Genomic DNA, 15,907 nt, shown 5'->3' with positions numbered 1-15,907 from the left:
CCAAAATCCCTAAAAAGACGTTAAGGCAAAATTCTGTGTACTTCGGATGCTATCCTGCCATCGGCAAAAAGCCGGATGCAACGTAAGCCAGGTGCATCATCCGCCACCCCGAAATCCGCATCCACTGTCCATTGCCAGCAGCTCGACGGGCAGGCCTGAATCAAGCTTTGCCCACGTGACCAACTAAGGTCCGTATGAATATGGCCGTGTAATACTAGGCGAATAGCAGGTTGAGTATCCAGCCATTGCAAAAACAACTCACTGTTCACCCAGGCATGTTTGTCCATCCACCCATTGCACGCGATAGGGTGATGATGTACAGCCACCACATGGTGATGGTCAGGAAACGCCTTTAGTTTGTCCTGCAGCTTGGCAAGTTGTTCTACTTCCACCTTACCCAGCGTGCCCTGAAACTGACTATCCAATCCATGTAACATCCAACGACCCATTACCACCGGCTGTTCTAAACAAGTCATCTGCGCTGAAAATAAGCGCTGCATTTGCACCGTATCGTCGTGATTGCCGGGGATGAGATGCCAGTCCACACCAGGCAAGTACGCTTCTATCAGCGAGGCCAGATGCTGGTAACTTTGTGCGGTACAATCATTGCTGATGTCTCCGCTGAGCAAGAGTGCATCGGGTGCTATATCAGCCGCCAGAGTCAGGACCTTAATCAGGCTTTGATATGGATTGATTTGCCCATATCCACAGCGGTCGACATCGGCAAACAAGTGGCAATCGCTGATCTGAATCAGGCAAAAAGGCGTGTCACTCATCCGCGTTGATCAAGAGAGGTAGCCGAGAGGTGACGTAAGCAAAAGCCTAACCACTCAGACAGAAAATGATTCACCAGTTCTTTTTCGTTGCGCTGATGCATCAAGCTATTCGGATAGGGGTAGCTTGGTTTGAATTTACCCATATGCTGAAAACCCAGCACTTCGGCCATACGCGCATCGTGGTACAAGCGAATCTGCATCACAGGCTGCAAATATGCAGGCAAACCATCGGTCAGTTGGCGCATTTCCACCGTGGTGGTGTATGGCTCACAGAGCTGAATTTGAATCCGATAACTCATGCCTTTGCCGGCAGAAAAGCAATACTCAAGTTTCTGCTGATCCAAGTCCGGCAGCAGTCTTAATAGGCGACCATAATTCGCCTCACACACGGCGTGCAGGGTGGCAAGTTGTGGCACATGTTTTTTCAGTATCCTGGTATTACTCACACCAAAGCTCAATCAACTTTTGTTTATGCAGGGCAAACCACTGCAGGGAAATCAAGGTGGCGGCGTTATCTACCTGCCCATCATTGAGCATGGCTAATGCCTGCACAGAAGACATCCGATGCACTCGTATGTCCTCACCTTCCTCAGCCAGGCCATGAACTCCTTGCGCCTGAGATGCATCGCATTCACCCACATACAGGTATAAACGCTCTGTGGTTCCGCCTGGGCTGGACAAATAGCTTAGCATGGGATGCAAACGCGTGATATGCAGCCCGGCTTCTTCTTGCGCTTCTCGCAGGCAAACCTGTTCTGGACTCTCTCCTTTATCAATGATGCCGGCAATGCATTCGAACAACCAAGGGTTGTCGGAGGTAGCCATGGCCCCAACCCGAAACTGTTCAATTAAAACGATTTCATCACGCACCGGGTCATATGGTAGTACCGCCACCGCATGTCCCCGTTCGAAAATTTCGCGGTGCAGCATCGGACTCCATCCGCCAGCGAACAGCTTGTGCCGAAAACTGTACTTGAGCATGGTAAAAAAGCCCTTGTATAACGGCTGTTTATCCAGCATTTGCACCTTGTCGTCGCAATTACCCGGTATCCCTTTCAATTTTCGCTCAGTTTTCTGGTAGATTGTGGGCGAAAGCCTAGCATAGCCACCACCGGCCTGACACCGCATCATTCTGGTGGTTAAATATTCTGTTACACTTGAACACGCAGTGTTACCCTAAAAAGGTTACAGTTAGCGCTTGATTTACTTAGACTTTGCAGCAATTAATCGGAATTGTGATCGAGCTCATCATCTCGTAGGAATACTCATGAAAAAAACTTTGCTGTCTTTGCTTGTAGGCGTTAGCGTGACCTCACAAGCTTTTGCAGATGACCTGTATCAGGTTTATCAACAGGCCCTGCAAAAAGACCCTACTATCCTTGCTGCGCAAGCACGCAAAGATGCTGCCCAATCCGCTGTTGGAATCAGCCGCGCTAGCCTATTACCACAAATCGATTTATCTGTGGGAGCCAGCTTGGATCGTTGGGAAAGCAACGGTGAAAGTAATGGCGCCACCCTAAGCTTGCGTCAATCAATTTATGATCACAGCTACTGGAAAACCCTGGACCGGGCTGAATTGACTGCCACTCAGGCAAATGCCACTTACGCTCAAGCACAGCAGGCGTTGATAGTACGTGTTGCGAATGCCTACTTCCTGGTTTTACAAGCACTGGATGACCTGGAATTTGCTCAGGCTGAGAAACGCGCCATTGAGCGTCAGTTGGAGCAAACCAAGCAGCGCTTCGCTGTTGGTCTGACCGCCATTACCGATGTGCACGAAGCGCAATCGCTGTTTGATAATGCGGTGGCCAAAGAGATCACTGCACAAAATACCGTAGAAATCCGCCGTGAAGGTTTGCGTGAAATTACCGGCAGCTATCATAGCGAATTGAATGTACTGAATACGGAAAGTTTCAGTACCGCCACACCGACTCCCGCCCGCGTGGAAGACTGGCTGCAAATTGCTGACGAGCGCAGCTTGGAGCTGACCGTGGCTAAACTTGGCGTAGACATTGCCAAGCAAAACATTGAAATTGCCAAATCAGGCCACTTGCCAACTGTAGGTTTCAGTGCGTCTGCCACATCCAGTGAGTCAGAAGTAGACGGCGTAACAAGATGTGATCGCTGCAACACCGCGTCCATCGGTATCAGTGTCGATATTCCTATTTACTCCGGTGGTCGCGTAAGTTCGCAAACCGATCAAGCCAGACATCAGTTTGTTGCCAGCAGCGAAGAGCGCGAGCAGGTGTATCGTAAAGTAGTACGTGATGTACGTTCTAACTTCTATGATGTATCTGCCTACATTTCCCGTATCAAGGCCCTGGAACAAGCTGTTGTGTCGGCCGAAAGCGCCCTGAGTGCAACCGAAGCCGGCTTTGAAGTGGGTACGCGGACCATTGTGGACGTGTTGAACAGTACCAGTAACCTGTATAACGCCCGCCGTAACTTGTCGATTGCCCGCTATGAGTACATTGTTGCCAACCTGGAGCTGAAACAAGCTGCCGGTACGCTAGTTGACCAGGATGTCCTGGACATCAACCGTGGTCTGAAAGCTGCCAAATAAGCAGAAATTGCTTGAATAGCCCTAAATAAGCCCCGTAAACCGGGGCTTATTTTTTTGCCGTTATCAGATAAACACAAACCCACTACACAGGCATAGTGCCCATGCTCGCTTGTCCTGTTTTTTCTTAATTCGCAAGTCGATATTCCAACTTTGCTGGTGTATAACAGGGGCATACATGGTTGTCCGCGGTTTGATCATATCAGCATGAAAGGTAAGGCTACCTCTTTCGACATTGCCCATCTGGCGGGTGTGTCGCAATCCACAGTGTCTCGTGCACTACGTAACAGTCCATTGGTTAATCAGGAAACCCGGGACAAAGTGCAAAGCATTGCCAAACAGCTGAATTACAAGGTTGATAAAAACGCCAGTAGCCTCAGACAAAAAAGCAGTAAAACCTTGGCACTGCTGTTGTTTGAAGATCCTACTTCAGATGACTCCATGATTAACCCGTTTTTCCTGTCAATGTTAGGTAGCATAACCCGCGCCTCAGCACAGGAAGGCTATGATTTGCTGGTTTCATTCCAGCAGCTCAGCGACGACTGGCACGCAGATTACGAGGATACCAACAAAGCCGACGGTATTATTTTACTGGGCTACGGCGACTACATGGATTATCAGGACAAGCTGGCCAAACTCGAACAGCAGCAAACCCATTTCGTACTTTGGGGCGCGGTGGATAAGGAGCACCCCGGAATATCCATCGCCTGTGATAACTTCCAGGGCGGTTACAAGATCACCCAGCACCTTATCCAAAAGGGCCGTAAACATTTTGCCTTTATCGGCGGCGCAGATAGTCACTGTCCGGAATTTTTTGAGCGCTACCGTGGCATGTGCCATGCCCTGTCACAGGCTGGCGCCAGCGCCTTACCTATTCAAATTGATGCAATTACCACAGAGGAGTCTGGTTATCAGGCTGCCATGCAATTGCTGAGCACTGGTCAGAAAATGGATGCCATAGTTTGTGCCAGTGACCTGATTGCCATTGGTGTGATGCGGGCCCTGCATGACAAGCAACTGGCCATTCCGCAACAAATTGCCGTGGTGGGTTACGATAATATTCTGGCCGCCAGTTTTACCAATCCACCGCTGACCACAGTACATCAAAATACCCGGCTGGCCGGAGAAATGTTAGTGAAAAGCCTGGTCAGTCTGATCAAAGGTGAGAGGCAGCAACCTAAACTCTTACCCGCGGAATTGGTGATACGGCAAAGTTGCGGGGCCGAGCTTAAGCGTTAAGCAGCAAACCACGTCATCAGGCATGTTGTAGCATCTGTCCCCCCATGGCAATGGCGAATCCGAGTACAGCGCCAAGTGGCGGCCCCCAGTGTTTCTGCAAATGCGCTTGCGGCGCAATATCCTGAAACACCAGATATAGTATGCCGCCAGATGCAAACAACATGATAAAGCCAAGTACGCCAGGGTAATCTGCCAGCCACACATACCCTGTTAGGGCAGCGAAAGGGCCAAGCAAAGCCAGCAGCAACATAAACACCAGCACCTGGCCAGGCTTTCGATGGCTGAGTCCCACCAGCTCTCGATATCCGTTAAAGCCTTCCGGCAAATTCTGCGCACCAATGAGCAGCGCCAGCAGCAATGCCTGCTTACTGCCGGTCGCCAGCAATCCACCCAGGGCAATCGCCTCTGGAATAAAGTCCAGTAACATGCCGGTTAACTGCGGCGCTTCTCGCTTGCGAACACCCAGCATGCGCTCCAAAGCAAAAAAGCACACACCACCCGCGAAAAAAACCAATATCGCCCAACCAGCTTTTCCTGTCTGCGTTAATCCTTCGGGGATCAGTACCAGTGCCACAGCCCCCAGCAGCACGCCACCACCCAGGGCGATAATAAAGTGGCGAAATTCCAACTCCAGCCAGCGAGCCCTGAAGTTTCCAATGGTGGCTAGCCAACCACCGAGGGGAATAGCCAAGCCCGCTGCCAGCGCTAAAAGCATGGCCAACCCGAGGTCACTCACGTGATATTTCCACCTCTAAGTCTTCGGATTCTGTCATAGGCTCATGCGTGTCGCCAACGAAGCGGCCATGCATGCGCAAGCTCAGCTCTTGCTGAAATTTATTCCGATTGACCGGTGAAACCAGCAAGAATCCCTGATTAGATTCAATAACCAAGCGTCGTAATGAAAGCGCAGGAGAAGGTATTGAAGCGTTGCAGGCGTCAACACGATGAATATCTTTATAGGGCAAACAAACTCTGGTAAAGCCACAACGTACTTCCAGTTGCGTGTCGGTAAGCTGGTAATAACAAGGCCAGATATACACCAGACTGACAACCGCTTGCACCAAAGCTAGCAACACAGCCATAACGCCAATCCAGGGCGATTGGAAAAATGCCCACACCCCAATCAGGCACAAAATCAGCGGGAAAAATAACAAGATGGGCAGTAAGCCCTTATCCAGACGAGATGCAAAGCGGGATGTTTTTACAGTCAATTCACTGCTTCCTGCTGGCAAGTGCATGGGGCTATTGCCCCATGCAGCCATGATTAGTGATGGTGATGACCACCTTCACCGTGAGCGTGGCCATGTTCAACTTCCTCAGCCGTTGCTTCACGAACATCGATCACTTCCAGATCGAATGTCAGGGTTTTACCCGCCAATGGATGATTAAGATCTACGGTAGCCATAAACTTACCGACTTTTTTAATCAGCACCTGACGCTGGCCATGATCAGTATGCACCAGTGCCAGCATGCCAGGCTGCCATTTATCCGCGCCGGATAAATGTTTAAGAGATACACGCTGTTCAGCACCTTCCTGATATTCGCCATAGGCATCTTCAGGAGCTAAAGTCACAGATAAAGTGTCTCCCGCCGCCTTACCCACCATGGCTTTTTCAAGCGCAGGCATAATATTGTTATGGCCGTGCAGATACGCCACAGGATGCTGCTCATCCCGGCTGCTATCTACCACTTCTCCATCCTGTTGTTTTACTTCGTAGTGAAAACGTACCACGGCGTTATCAGCAATTTGCATGTTATGTTCCAGCTAAAAAATTAGAGGCGGGAAAGTATCACAGGACTTATAGCAAGTCATGACTTTCACCACGCCCGTCCCTACACTAAAGTAGCATGCAACATTGGTTGTTGAAACAAGGAAACCGATTGCACATGGCGTATCTTATCCATGACGGTTCTATCGATATCGACGGTTTGCTGGCCAGCTGCGACCAGCAGGTTGAAGCCCGGCTTTTCGGTAATAGTGAATTACCCGGCCAGGGTGAAAGGGTGCTGCTTTACCTGAATGATGACAGTATCAAAATGCTCTGGAACAACGCGGCCGAACTGCAGTGGCAATTGGGTATTTTACCGCACCCACAGAGTAAACACGCGGCCCGGGCATTTTGCCCAACAGGCAACAAACTGCCGGAGCTGTTCAACAAACTACTGAATGCCGAAAGTCGTCCTTTCGACAGCCTGAGCTGCAACGGCACCCCGGTGTTCTCCAGCATTATTGTGGGTGAGCTACTGGTATTTAATCTCAAGGATACCTCACACGCCTTATCCCGCTGGCAGGCCCTGACCACAATGCTGGGTAAATTTCGCCAGATGCAATTGCATGCTTATGAACTGGTCACCGCCACCGAGCAACGTATTAACTTGGCACTGCTGGGTATGATGGTGCTGGAGCAAAGGCGACGCCCCTGGCTAGGCGGGGGGCTTACCGAGGTTCTCGACCCGGCTGACAGGCGTCTGTCTCTGGTGGCAGTCGCACCGCGCAGTGTGGTGGCATTTTTACTGCTGATGCTGCGTTTTTTGTTTCAGGGCCGTATCAATCCTAAAAACCTGCCGGACAGTATCGGCCTGCTAAAAACCCGCAGTCTGACCATTAGAGCCGCCACAGGGGTTAACTATCAGCTTGATGGTCTGGCCATGGGCAGCAAAGAACTGGTCTGCGAAATACACGAAAAGCACATTCAGCTCTTGCAGCCAGCCAGCCCGGAACGTAACGGCAGTGTAGATATCCGCAAAGATCAGTTGAAGATGGCGCACTTACCCTGTGGCAGTGCAGTTATGGAGTTAGCGGATAAACCCATCCCTGTGTTTCACCATGCATCTGAAGACGAATTTCGTGACCTGTTCAGGAGTCTCAGAGAAAACGCCCAAGCTACACCAGTTTTCTATGTATTGATGGTACTGAGCGTGTTGCTGGCCGTCACTGGGTTGTTTGCCAATTCCGCCCCGGTGATCATTGGTGCGATGATCCTAGCCCCTATGATGGCCCCCATTATTTCTTTGGCGATGGGCCTGGCCAGAGCCGACAGCAGTTTATTACAAAATGCCGCCAAGGCCTTGTTCGGCGGTATCGCGCTGGCCCTTTGCTGCGCTATTTTAGTCACTTGGTTAATGCCGCTATCTACCCTCACCCCCGAGATGCGCGCACGGCTAACCCCTACCTTGTTGGATTTGGGGGTTGCTGTGATATCGGGCATTGCCGGCGCCTATGCCAACGCGAAAGAAGAAGTCGCCAAAAGCCTGGCGGGGGTCGCCATCGCGGTGGCTTTGGTTCCTCCATTGTCTGTGGTAGGCATCGGCTTGGGTTGGGGCGATCTGGAGATGGCTGGCGGTGCCATTTTGCTGTTCAGCACTAACCTGGTGGGTATAGCACTATCTGCAGCCCTGACCTTCTTAGTCCTGGGCTTTGCCCCCTTCCATCTGGCGCGTAAAGGTATGGGCATTACCCTCGCCAGCCTGGCAATTATCAGCATTCCGCTGTTTTTATCCTTTCAGGAACTGGTAGACAAAAACCGCTTAAGTCGCGCGCTGCCCCATGGGGAAATGCAGTTATTGGGTGATCAGGTTGAGCTCACAATTATGGAAATCAGTACCGGTGATATCCCCTTGATATCGGTGCGTTTAGTCAGTGCACAGCGACTAGACGCCGAACATCTGCTGGCACTCAAGCAGATGATAGGCTCGCAGTTGGGTAGAGATGTGCAAATAGAAGCAGAAATTAGGCTCAGGCAATAGGAGCAGCAGGCATGGACAGCTTACAACTATTAGCGGCCTTAACCCCCATAGGTTCGACATTTCTGCTACTGGTGGTTTTCCGTCTACCAGCAACCCGTGCCATGCCGCTGAGCTTATTATTGTGCGCGTTGGCCTGCTATTTCGTTTGGGGTATGTTACCCATCCAAATGGCTGCCTCATTTATCGAAGGCATCATCCTTGCCCTGTCTATCCTGTGGATCCTACTAGGGGCACTATTCTTGCTTAACAACTTGCGGGAAAGCGGTGCATTGGATGTTATCCGTCAGGGTTTCTCGGCACTGTCCCCCGACCCCAGAGTTCAAGTCATACTCATTGCCTGGCTGTTCGGCAGTTTTTTGGAGGGCGCCGCAGGATTTGGTACCCCCGCAGCAATATGCGCGCCGTTGTTGGTAGCCGTTGGCATTCCACCACTAGCCGCTGTTGTACTGGCATTGGTTGCCGATTCCAGCGCCGTGTCTTTTGGTGCCATCGGCACTCCGGTGATTGTTGGTCTAAAACAAGGCCTAAACACAACTGACTTGCATGTTCAGCAGATTGCCATCCAAGCGATCAGCATAGATATTTTGGTGGCCTCATTGCTACCACTTATTCTGTGTTTGCTGCTGACCACTTGCTTTGCTAAACGCCCCAATCTGCGCGCTGGTTTTGCCATGCTGCCTTTTTCCCTGGTATGTGGCCTGGGATTTACCCTTCCCGCCTACTTGGTGGCCTGGTTGCTCGGCCCCGAGTTTCCTTCTTTACTAGGCGCTATGAGCGGCCTCGTGCTGGCAACGATAATAATCAGGAAAGGTTGGTTATTACCCAAACGACCCTGGTCACTGGACGAACAGCCGTTGCCGGCCACAAGTGTTATGCCATCGTTTGGACAATTATTATTGGCTTGGCTTCCCTATCTGACAGCCACTTTGTTGCTAGTTGTCAGCCGCTTACCGTCATTACCTTTCAAGCCATTTTTACAACAAATACAACTGAGCTGGTCGGACATATTAGGCACTGAGCTGGCGGTCAGCTTTCAGCCTCTGTATCTGCCTGGTGGCCTTATGATGATTGCAGGCTTAATCACCCTGGCAACGCACAAAACCAGCCCAGCCCAACTTGGCCAAGCCTTGCACGTCAGCCTGAAGAGTCTGCGCGGCGCGACGATCTCCTTGTGTGCTGCCGTGCCTATGGTCAGACTGTTTTTGCATTCAGCTCAAAACCGCCTTGGCTTAGATAGCATGCCGATGGCACTGGCAGAATTAGCGTCTCGTCACCTGGCAGAATTCTGGCTGGCAGTCGCGCCCTTAATTGGTGCCTTGGGTTCTTTTATTGCTGGCTCGGCGACCTTTTCCAACCTGATGTTTGCCGCCTTTCAACAATCCGCGGCTGAACTGGCAAATCAGCCCCCCAACTTGGTGCTGGCACTGCAAATGCTCGGCGCTAATGCCGGCAATATGATCTGTGTACTGAATGTCGTCGCAGCGGCCAGCGTAGTGGGGCTAAATGGTCAGGAAGGAAAAATTATCCGTTTCACCTTCTGGCCCATGCTCTATTACTGTGTAACGGCAGCATTGGTAGCCACATGGATAGTCTAGCCTGATACACAAAAGCCCGGTTAAACCGGGCTTTTGTTGAAATTGTGTGGATGGCTCAATCGATGCGAGCTACCAGCTCCTGGCCAATAACCTTGTCCAGATAGCCATTATTCTGGGCCCAATCTCTTAGTGCCAAGCCATCTTTCTCGACCTGAGTTAAATCACCTTTGCCCATACGCTTGATCATATAGGTGCCGGTTTCCACCGCACTGTTTTCCATGGCATAACGGATCAAGCTATTACCACCACAACTGACACCCGTGTAGTAGTCCCCCAGGCGAAGATTGTAATTATCCTGCACATTCTTAAGTTTCTTACGCAGTTCAGACTTGTCGTCGTTTTTCACGATAGTGCAGATATTCGCTAACGCTTCGTTGATATCTGCCGAACTCATAGGTGCGAAACATGACGCAGATACCGCACCCAACAGGATAAATGTAAATTTTTTCATGATGTTGCCTCTCCTCGTGCCTTGACGTAAACAGGCTAACAAATGAACAATTAGGCTTTACAGATCCATATATGGTACGCAGGTATTTAAATGAATACCTTTAAGACTTAAAGGTATAGTTTCATCAGCGTAAAGGCCAGGAGTTACCTGGCCTGGCGCTCTTAAGTCGACTGACCGACATCTGTGTAATCAGGCTGGATTTCTAACAAAAATTTAACGGTGAGCAGTGAGTTCCTGCAATTTGGCCTGCAACTGAGGCAGATTTATTGGCCCTTCGCGCAACCAAACCCGCACTCCATGTGCAGGCACTTCATCGCTCAATGCGTCTTCCTCTTCAAGGGCCAGCACCTCGCCACTGAACTGCTCCTGCCAATGCCCAGCTTGCAGGTAACGCTGGACTTTTATGGTTGTGGGGCTGTCACCTTTGTTCAGCAATACCAGCGCAGTTTGTGCCATGCCATCAAGCTGCACCACCCGGTAAAATGCGGCCTGATCGCCAACAAAATCCAAATTCACCTGTAAACCTCGTTGCAAGGCCGGAATACGTTTGCGTAAATTGGCAACACGCTGTAACTGCGCGTGAATGGGATGTTGTTTGGCCAGTTCAATATTGTCCTGGCCGTAATAGTTGCGATTGCCCTGATGTTCAACCGTGCCGCGCATGTAGCCCATTTCTGAGCCCATATATACAACAGGGATGCCACGGCTGGTAAACAGCCAGTTATGCGCATCGATAAAGCCGCCGTCACTGGCGTTCATACGCGCCATATCATGATTGTCGTAAAAGGTAGTGAGCTCATAGGGATTGGCATAAGGCCCATGGGTCAGGTGCAGGTAATCCAGCAACTCGGCAAAATCACTCTGTGGGGTGGAAAATACCTTGCTGATCGCCTGCTGGCCGGGGAAGTCTAATACGCTGATCCCGCCATTTTTAGCTAGCGTGTGCTGCGCAATAAAATTGGCGTTGTAATCATAGCTTTCACCAAACATAAATAGATCAGGGTTGTGCGCACGCAACCTGTCACTGAACTGTTTCCAAAAGTGATGCGGAACATGTTTGATGGTATCAATACGTAGTGCTGCCGCACCTTGGCTTAACCAATAACCGTAGGCATCCACAAAGTAGTCCAGTACATCGGGGTTTTCATCGTTTAGATTCGACAGCTGCAGAATATCCTCTTCAGGGTGAAAAAACTGATGCAACGGATTGTCGGCATCCAACTGCCCGGGAGAGAGGTTCTGATGGTCGGCCAGCAAACGGCCGTCTTTGCCATAGATTTCACCAAACTTGGGCTGGTCTGTGGGCATGGTAAAGGACGGTGAACCGTGGTTGGTCACCACATCCAGCACAGTTTTAATCCCATAATGCTCGCGCAGACTGCGAGTCAGGTCAGCGTACTCCAACCCCGCAGAAGGATAATGCTCATCGACCTTAAAAAAGTTGACGCCCCAATAGCCGTGATAGCCGGTTTTGCCGCCATCCTTAAACGCCCCGCCAAAGCTGATGGGTTCGCCGCCAGCAAAGGCTTGATCCGGATTGTCCACTATGGGGGTCATCCAGATAGCGGTAAAGCCCATATCCCGGATAAAGGCGGCATTGTTTAACACACCGCGAAAGTCACCACCCATATAGCCCACATTGGCGGTTTTCCCATCCGGTCCTGTCAACGGCAAATTAAACGTGGGGTGCTCGCCACCTTGATTCTCATGGTTGTTGGCAGGATCGCCATCCACAAAACGGTCGGTGATCAGAAAGTAAATAGCCTCAGATGCAAAGGGATGGGTGGTTCCCACATATTGTGCTGACACTTGTGTATTTGGCTGAGGCTGACTGGCACAGGCAGCCAATCCCAATGTGGCGCAGCCGAGCAGGCATTGTTTCAACCTCATGCGGATGGCCCCTGCTGATACTGTGGCTCTTTGACCCGCAACACCAGAAGACCAGCCAGCAACATGCTGCAACCCCCTACAACCAATGCATATATCGGCTGACTATCAAAAATGCGAGTTACCAGAAAACCCAGAATGCTGGCAGCCAGGATCTGTGGCAACACAATAAAATAGTTAAAGATGCCCATAAACACCCCCATCTTATTGGCCGGCAGACTGTTGGACAAAATGGCATAGGGCACGGCCAGAATAGACGCCCAGGCAAAGCCAACCCCAATCATGGGAATAATCAGCAGGTCAGGATCGGAAATAAACAAAAACGAGATATACCCGAGGCCGCCAAGAAACAGATTCAGCATATGGGCAATACGCAGGTTGGTCAGCTTTACCACTAGCGGAATAAGCATGGCAGCAAAAATGGTGACGCCGTTATAAGTGGCGTTGAGTACCCCTACCCAGTCGGCGCCTTGATTATACAAGCTGCTAGTCGGGTCGCTGCTGCCGAAATGATGCGAGGTAACGGCTGCGGTCATGTAAGTCCACATGGCAAACAGCGGAAACCAGGAAAAAAACTGCACAAAGGCCAGTTGCTTCATGGCAGTTGGCATGGAGAACAGGTCATTCATCACCACAGAAAAACCGTTATGATGACGTTCCTTACTGGCCAGCCAACCAGCGACTAACTGACAGACACCAAAAGCAATACTGCCACCCGCCAGAATAAACAGGTTCTTATCCAGTTTGTCGATGTTAGCCTGGATCACCCCCCACAGCAGTACCCCAAGTGCCAACCAGATGCTGCCATGCAAATAGCTTTTCGATACCGGTCTTAGCCTTGAGCTTTGCTGCTCGTGACTCTCCCCTTCCATGGCTTTATCGGCCTCATCGAAGGCTTGAAGTTGTTCGGGGGAATATTCCTTGGTGGTGTAAACAGTCCAGAGCACGGCAATCAGGAAGATCACCCCACCGGCATAAAAAGCAAAGCGCACCGAATCAGGAATGACCCCAGCCGGGGCGGTATTGCTTATACCCAGCCAATTATTCATCATCCAGGGCAAAGCAGACGCCACTACCGCCCCAACGCCGATAAAGAAGCTCTGCATCGCATAGCCCATACCACGCTGATGTTTAGGCAGCATATCGCCAACAAAGGCGCGGGTAGGCTCCATAGCAATGTTGATTGAGGCATCCATGATCCACAGCATGCCTGCAGCCATCCATAACGCCGGTGAGTGCGGCATCACAAACAAGGCAAAACTGGCCAGCAGGGCGCCTAACACAAAATACGGACGACGGCGGCCAAAGCGAGTCCAGGTGTTATCACTCAAATAGCCAATAATGGGCTGTACAATCAGGCCGGTAACCGGTGCTGCCACCCACAAGATAGCCAGATTATTGTAGTCCGCCCCGAGCGTTTCAAAGATACGGCTGACATTGGCATTTTGCAGGGCAAAACCAAACTGAATGCCCAGAAAACCAAAGCACATATTCCAGATTTGCCAGAAGCTTAGGGAAGGTTTCGCACCTGCAACTCTGGCCGTGGATTCGGCCGATGCGGATGGCTCGGCATGACTGACATTCTGCATAGGATGCTCTCAACTTGGATTACGCTGGTGAGGAGACAAGTCTCCTCTGCATATGTAACCCGAATGTAAATAAATCAGGTAGCAAGGATGTTACAAAATCCTGCCCACGCTCACGAGTCTTTTAGGGCTGTTTACATACGTATTCATTCGTCCCATGCAAGAACAACTAACCTGCGCCTTAACGGAGCTTGAATGCCACAGATGCCAACGGAGCCAGAGCGAGGTGAACCCGCCCTTCTCCTTGTTGCACATGCAAACTGCTCACCTCACCTGTGCCTAAACTGTTAGTTAGTGCGTATTCACCGTTAGTCAGCCCCATGGCAGCGATGACCCCTCGGGGTATTGACAGTTCAACGCTCTGAGAATCAAGTGCAGAAAAGTTAGCGACCACCAACATGGCGTGCTCCTCAGTAAATCGGGCAAAGCTATAGAGCTGATTGTTGTAACCTGGGGTTGTTTGATTAGCCAGGTGCAAGTCGGCAAACTCGCCTTGCAGAGCAGGTTCATTAGCGGCCAGATTTAGCAAATCGCGGTAGAAATCACGCAGGGCTCTTTCCTCTTTGCTTAACAAACCGCCATCAAAAGCGCCGTTGTTCATCCAGCGCTGGTGCGCAGGTACGCCCCAGTAGTCAAAGATAGTGGTGCGACTGGCTTTACCAAAGCCCGCATCTCCCGCACCGGCTTCCCCCACTTCCTGGCCGAAGTACAGCAAATTGGCGCCACCCGTCACCAACGACGACACCACCATGGCCGGCAAGGCCTTACGCGGATCCCCGGCAAACTCTGGGCTGGCAATACGTTGCTCATCATGATTTTCGAGGAACATCAGCATATGCGAATGAATATCCGCCATACCGTTAAATAGCTCAGGTAAAACCTCAGTACCGGCTTTGCCTTCAACAATAGCCCGCAGGGCATCGTAGGTGCCGACCTTGTCATACAGATAATCCATTTTGCCCAGGTGGATATAGTCGCGATACTGCTCCGGGATATAGATTTCCGACAGTAGTAAGGCGTCAGGATTTACTTCTTTAATCGAACAATTCAGATAGCTCCAAAACTCTACCGGCACCATTTGCGCCATATCATAACGAAAGCCGTCAACCCCTCTTGCCGTCCAGTACAAGGCGATGTCGCGGAATTTATGCCAGGAGTCTGGCAGGTCTTTATCCTGCCAAAAGGCCAGATGCGCCTGGCAGCTCTGGTCTGCGTAATCCGCGGGTAAGGCCGGAAAATCATAACTACCGTCAGGACGCACACCAAAGTTGATCTTAACGGTTTCATACCAGTCGTCGGCGCCAGGTTTAGCGCTGCGAGCGCCGTTGCCCGTCCACTTAGCCGGATTTTCGTCAAACCTGCCGTCGATAAGCGGATGTGCTTCCCCTCCTAAGGGCTGCACGCCATCCGGTACGGCAAAGGCCTGGCCTGGAATGTAGTAAAAATTGTTGTTTTTGGCATACGCCTGGGTGGTGTCGTCATCGGCACCAAAATCCCTGACACCGGCAGGTTTACTAATAGATTCGTACTTTCTGGCCACATGATTGGGCACGATATCTATCATCACTTTCAGCCCGGCTGCATGAGTACGGGCAATCAGGGCGTCAAATTCCGCCAGGCGCTTGGCTGGGTCCTCTGCCAAGTCTGGGTTCACGTTGTAGTAATCTTTAACCGCATAAGGCGAACCGGCCCGCCCTTTGATCACATCCGGGTCATCCAAGCTGATGCCGAAGGCCTGATAATCCGCCACCAATGCATGGTGAGGCACACCGGTATACCAAACATAGTTTGCGCCCAAGGCTTTAATCTGTGCCAGCGCCTTGTCATTGATATCTGCAAACTTGCCCACCCCGTTTTGCGCTACGCTTCCCCAGGCTTGATTGTGGCTCTGCTTGTTGCCAAACAAACGCGTCATCATTTGATAAATCACCGGCCGCTGACTGGCACTGGCCGCCTTATCTGACTTCACAGCAGTCTCCTTATCAGCACTGGATTCGGGAGCGGGGCCACAGCCCATCAGCAGGGCTAGTAGCATTGGCGGTAAACAAACTTTATACATGCAAGGG

General features: G+C 51.0%; 14 protein-coding genes. 4 read left to right on the top strand and 10 right to left on the bottom strand.

All coding sequences use genetic code 11. From position 1 onward, the window contains the following. Positions 1-20 precede the first annotated feature (20 nt). From J0A65_RS06840 to nudF, 3 genes are read right to left on the bottom strand one after another with little or no spacing between them, the layout of a single operon-like run. Entirely contained in the window at positions 21-776 is a 756-nt protein-coding gene (locus J0A65_RS06840) for a metallophosphoesterase (protein ID WP_206593391.1), read from the bottom strand. Continuing rightward, positions 773-1,222: a DUF1249 domain-containing protein gene (locus tag J0A65_RS06835; protein ID WP_332874306.1), complete on the bottom strand. Its 450-nt coding sequence runs from the start codon at positions 1,220-1,222 to the stop codon at positions 773-775. Before J0A65_RS06835 ends, J0A65_RS06840 begins: the two co-directional genes overlap by 4 nt. Further along, positions 1,215-1,796, bottom strand: a complete 582-nt coding sequence (gene nudF, locus J0A65_RS06830) for an ADP-ribose diphosphatase (protein WP_232849790.1) — start codon at positions 1,794-1,796, stop codon at positions 1,215-1,217. The genes J0A65_RS06835 and nudF overlap by 8 nt, the downstream gene beginning before the upstream one ends. Positions 1,797-2,043: 247 nt before the next feature. Here nudF and tolC point away from each other — a divergent pair, with 247 nt between their 5' ends. Together tolC and J0A65_RS06820 are read left to right on the top strand one after the other, a co-directional pair. Then, positions 2,044-3,339, top strand: coding sequence for an outer membrane channel protein TolC (gene tolC, locus J0A65_RS06825; RefSeq protein ID WP_206593389.1), 1,296 nt, complete (start codon positions 2,044-2,046; stop codon positions 3,337-3,339). Between the two features lie 204 nt (positions 3,340-3,543). Then, positions 3,544-4,575, top strand: coding sequence for a LacI family DNA-binding transcriptional regulator (locus tag J0A65_RS06820; protein ID WP_206593388.1), 1,032 nt, complete (start codon positions 3,544-3,546; stop codon positions 4,573-4,575). A 16-nt stretch (positions 4,576-4,591) separates the two neighbouring features. Here J0A65_RS06820 and J0A65_RS06815 read toward each other — a convergent pair whose 3' ends face one another. Genes J0A65_RS06815 through J0A65_RS06805 form a run of 3 tightly spaced genes read right to left on the bottom strand, consistent with a single transcriptional unit; the run spans position 4,592 to position 6,328 of the window. Then, positions 4,592-5,311 carry a ZIP family metal transporter gene (locus J0A65_RS06815; RefSeq protein WP_332874305.1) on the bottom strand — a complete coding sequence of 240 codons (720 nt, stop codon included), beginning with the start codon at positions 5,309-5,311 and terminating at the stop codon, positions 4,592-4,594. Continuing rightward, a complete protein-coding gene (locus J0A65_RS06810; protein ID WP_206593387.1) occupies positions 5,304-5,786 on the bottom strand; it encodes a PH domain-containing protein in 483 nt (160 codons plus the stop codon). Before J0A65_RS06810 ends, J0A65_RS06815 begins: the two co-directional genes overlap by 8 nt. A 53-nt stretch (positions 5,787-5,839) precedes the next feature. After that, entirely contained in the window at positions 5,840-6,328 is a 489-nt protein-coding gene (locus tag J0A65_RS06805) for an FKBP-type peptidyl-prolyl cis-trans isomerase (protein ID WP_206593386.1), read from the bottom strand. A gap of 134 nt (positions 6,329-6,462) precedes the next feature. Here J0A65_RS06805 and J0A65_RS06800 point away from each other — a divergent pair, with 134 nt between their 5' ends. Next, on the top strand, positions 6,463-8,322 hold the full coding sequence (locus tag J0A65_RS06800; RefSeq protein WP_206593385.1) for a TIGR00341 family protein: 1,860 nt from the start codon (positions 6,463-6,465) through the stop codon (positions 8,320-8,322). Positions 8,323-8,333: 11 nt separating this feature from the next. Continuing rightward, positions 8,334-9,917: an L-lactate permease gene (locus J0A65_RS06795; RefSeq protein WP_206593384.1), complete on the top strand. Its 1,584-nt coding sequence runs from the start codon at positions 8,334-8,336 to the stop codon at positions 9,915-9,917. Positions 9,918-9,972: 55 nt separating this feature from the next. On the opposite strand, the gene J0A65_RS06790 is transcribed toward J0A65_RS06795, so the two are convergent. From J0A65_RS06790 to J0A65_RS06775, 4 genes are all read right to left on the bottom strand, one after another. Next, positions 9,973-10,368 (bottom strand): DUF3718 domain-containing protein, encoded by a 396-nt coding sequence (locus tag J0A65_RS06790; protein WP_206593383.1) that lies wholly within the window; start codon positions 10,366-10,368, stop codon positions 9,973-9,975. A 213-nt stretch (positions 10,369-10,581) separates the two neighbouring features. Beyond that, a complete protein-coding gene (locus tag J0A65_RS06785) occupies positions 10,582-12,258 on the bottom strand; it encodes an alpha-amylase family glycosyl hydrolase (RefSeq protein WP_206593382.1) in 1,677 nt (558 codons plus the stop codon). Further along, the gene (locus J0A65_RS06780) at positions 12,255-13,745 is read right to left on the bottom strand and encodes an MFS transporter (RefSeq protein WP_232849789.1); all 1,491 of its coding nucleotides are present in this window, start codon (positions 13,743-13,745) and stop codon (positions 12,255-12,257) included. Before J0A65_RS06780 ends, J0A65_RS06785 begins: the two co-directional genes overlap by 4 nt. Positions 13,746-14,022: 277 nt before the next feature. Next, positions 14,023-15,858, bottom strand: coding sequence for an alpha-amylase family glycosyl hydrolase (locus J0A65_RS06775; RefSeq protein WP_416135299.1), 1,836 nt, complete (start codon positions 15,856-15,858; stop codon positions 14,023-14,025). Positions 15,859-15,907: the final 49 nt, after the last annotated feature.

The organism is Bowmanella yangjiangensis, from assembly GCF_017255015.1.
In the GTDB taxonomy this organism is placed as follows: Bacteria; Pseudomonadota; Gammaproteobacteria; order Enterobacterales; family Alteromonadaceae; genus Bowmanella; species Bowmanella yangjiangensis.
Note: the sequence above shows the minus strand (reverse complement) of the source record. Positions and strands in the feature narration are given on the sequence as shown.

What these genes read in the sequence shown, in the direction of transcription:
- J0A65_RS06775 (WP_416135299.1), bottom strand. Translation starts at nt 15,858, where the DNA reads ATGGGCTGTGGCCCCGCTCCCGAATCCAGTGCTGATAAGGAGACTGCT.
- J0A65_RS06780 (WP_232849789.1), bottom strand. Translation starts at nt 13,745, where the DNA reads ATGTGCTTTGGTTTTCTGGGCATTCAGTTTGGTTTTGCCCTGCAAAAT.
- J0A65_RS06795 (WP_206593384.1), top strand. Translation starts at nt 8,334, where the DNA reads ATGGACAGCTTACAACTATTAGCGGCCTTAACCCCCATAGGTTCGACA.
- J0A65_RS06785 (WP_206593382.1), bottom strand. Translation starts at nt 12,258, where the DNA reads ATGAGGTTGAAACAATGCCTGCTCGGCTGCGCCACATTGGGATTGGCT.
- nudF (WP_232849790.1), bottom strand. Translation starts at nt 1,796, where the DNA reads ATGCTGGATAAACAGCCGTTATACAAGGGCTTTTTTACCATGCTCAAG.
- J0A65_RS06820 (WP_206593388.1), top strand. Translation starts at nt 3,544, where the DNA reads ATGAAAGGTAAGGCTACCTCTTTCGACATTGCCCATCTGGCGGGTGTG.
- J0A65_RS06800 (WP_206593385.1), top strand. Translation starts at nt 6,463, where the DNA reads ATGGCGTATCTTATCCATGACGGTTCTATCGATATCGACGGTTTGCTG.
- J0A65_RS06840 (WP_206593391.1), bottom strand. Translation starts at nt 776, where the DNA reads ATGAGTGACACGCCTTTTTGCCTGATTCAGATCAGCGATTGCCACTTG.
- tolC (WP_206593389.1), top strand. Translation starts at nt 2,044, where the DNA reads ATGAAAAAAACTTTGCTGTCTTTGCTTGTAGGCGTTAGCGTGACCTCA.
- J0A65_RS06805 (WP_206593386.1), bottom strand. Translation starts at nt 6,328, where the DNA reads ATGCAAATTGCTGATAACGCCGTGGTACGTTTTCACTACGAAGTAAAA.
- J0A65_RS06790 (WP_206593383.1), bottom strand. Translation starts at nt 10,368, where the DNA reads ATGAAAAAATTTACATTTATCCTGTTGGGTGCGGTATCTGCGTCATGT.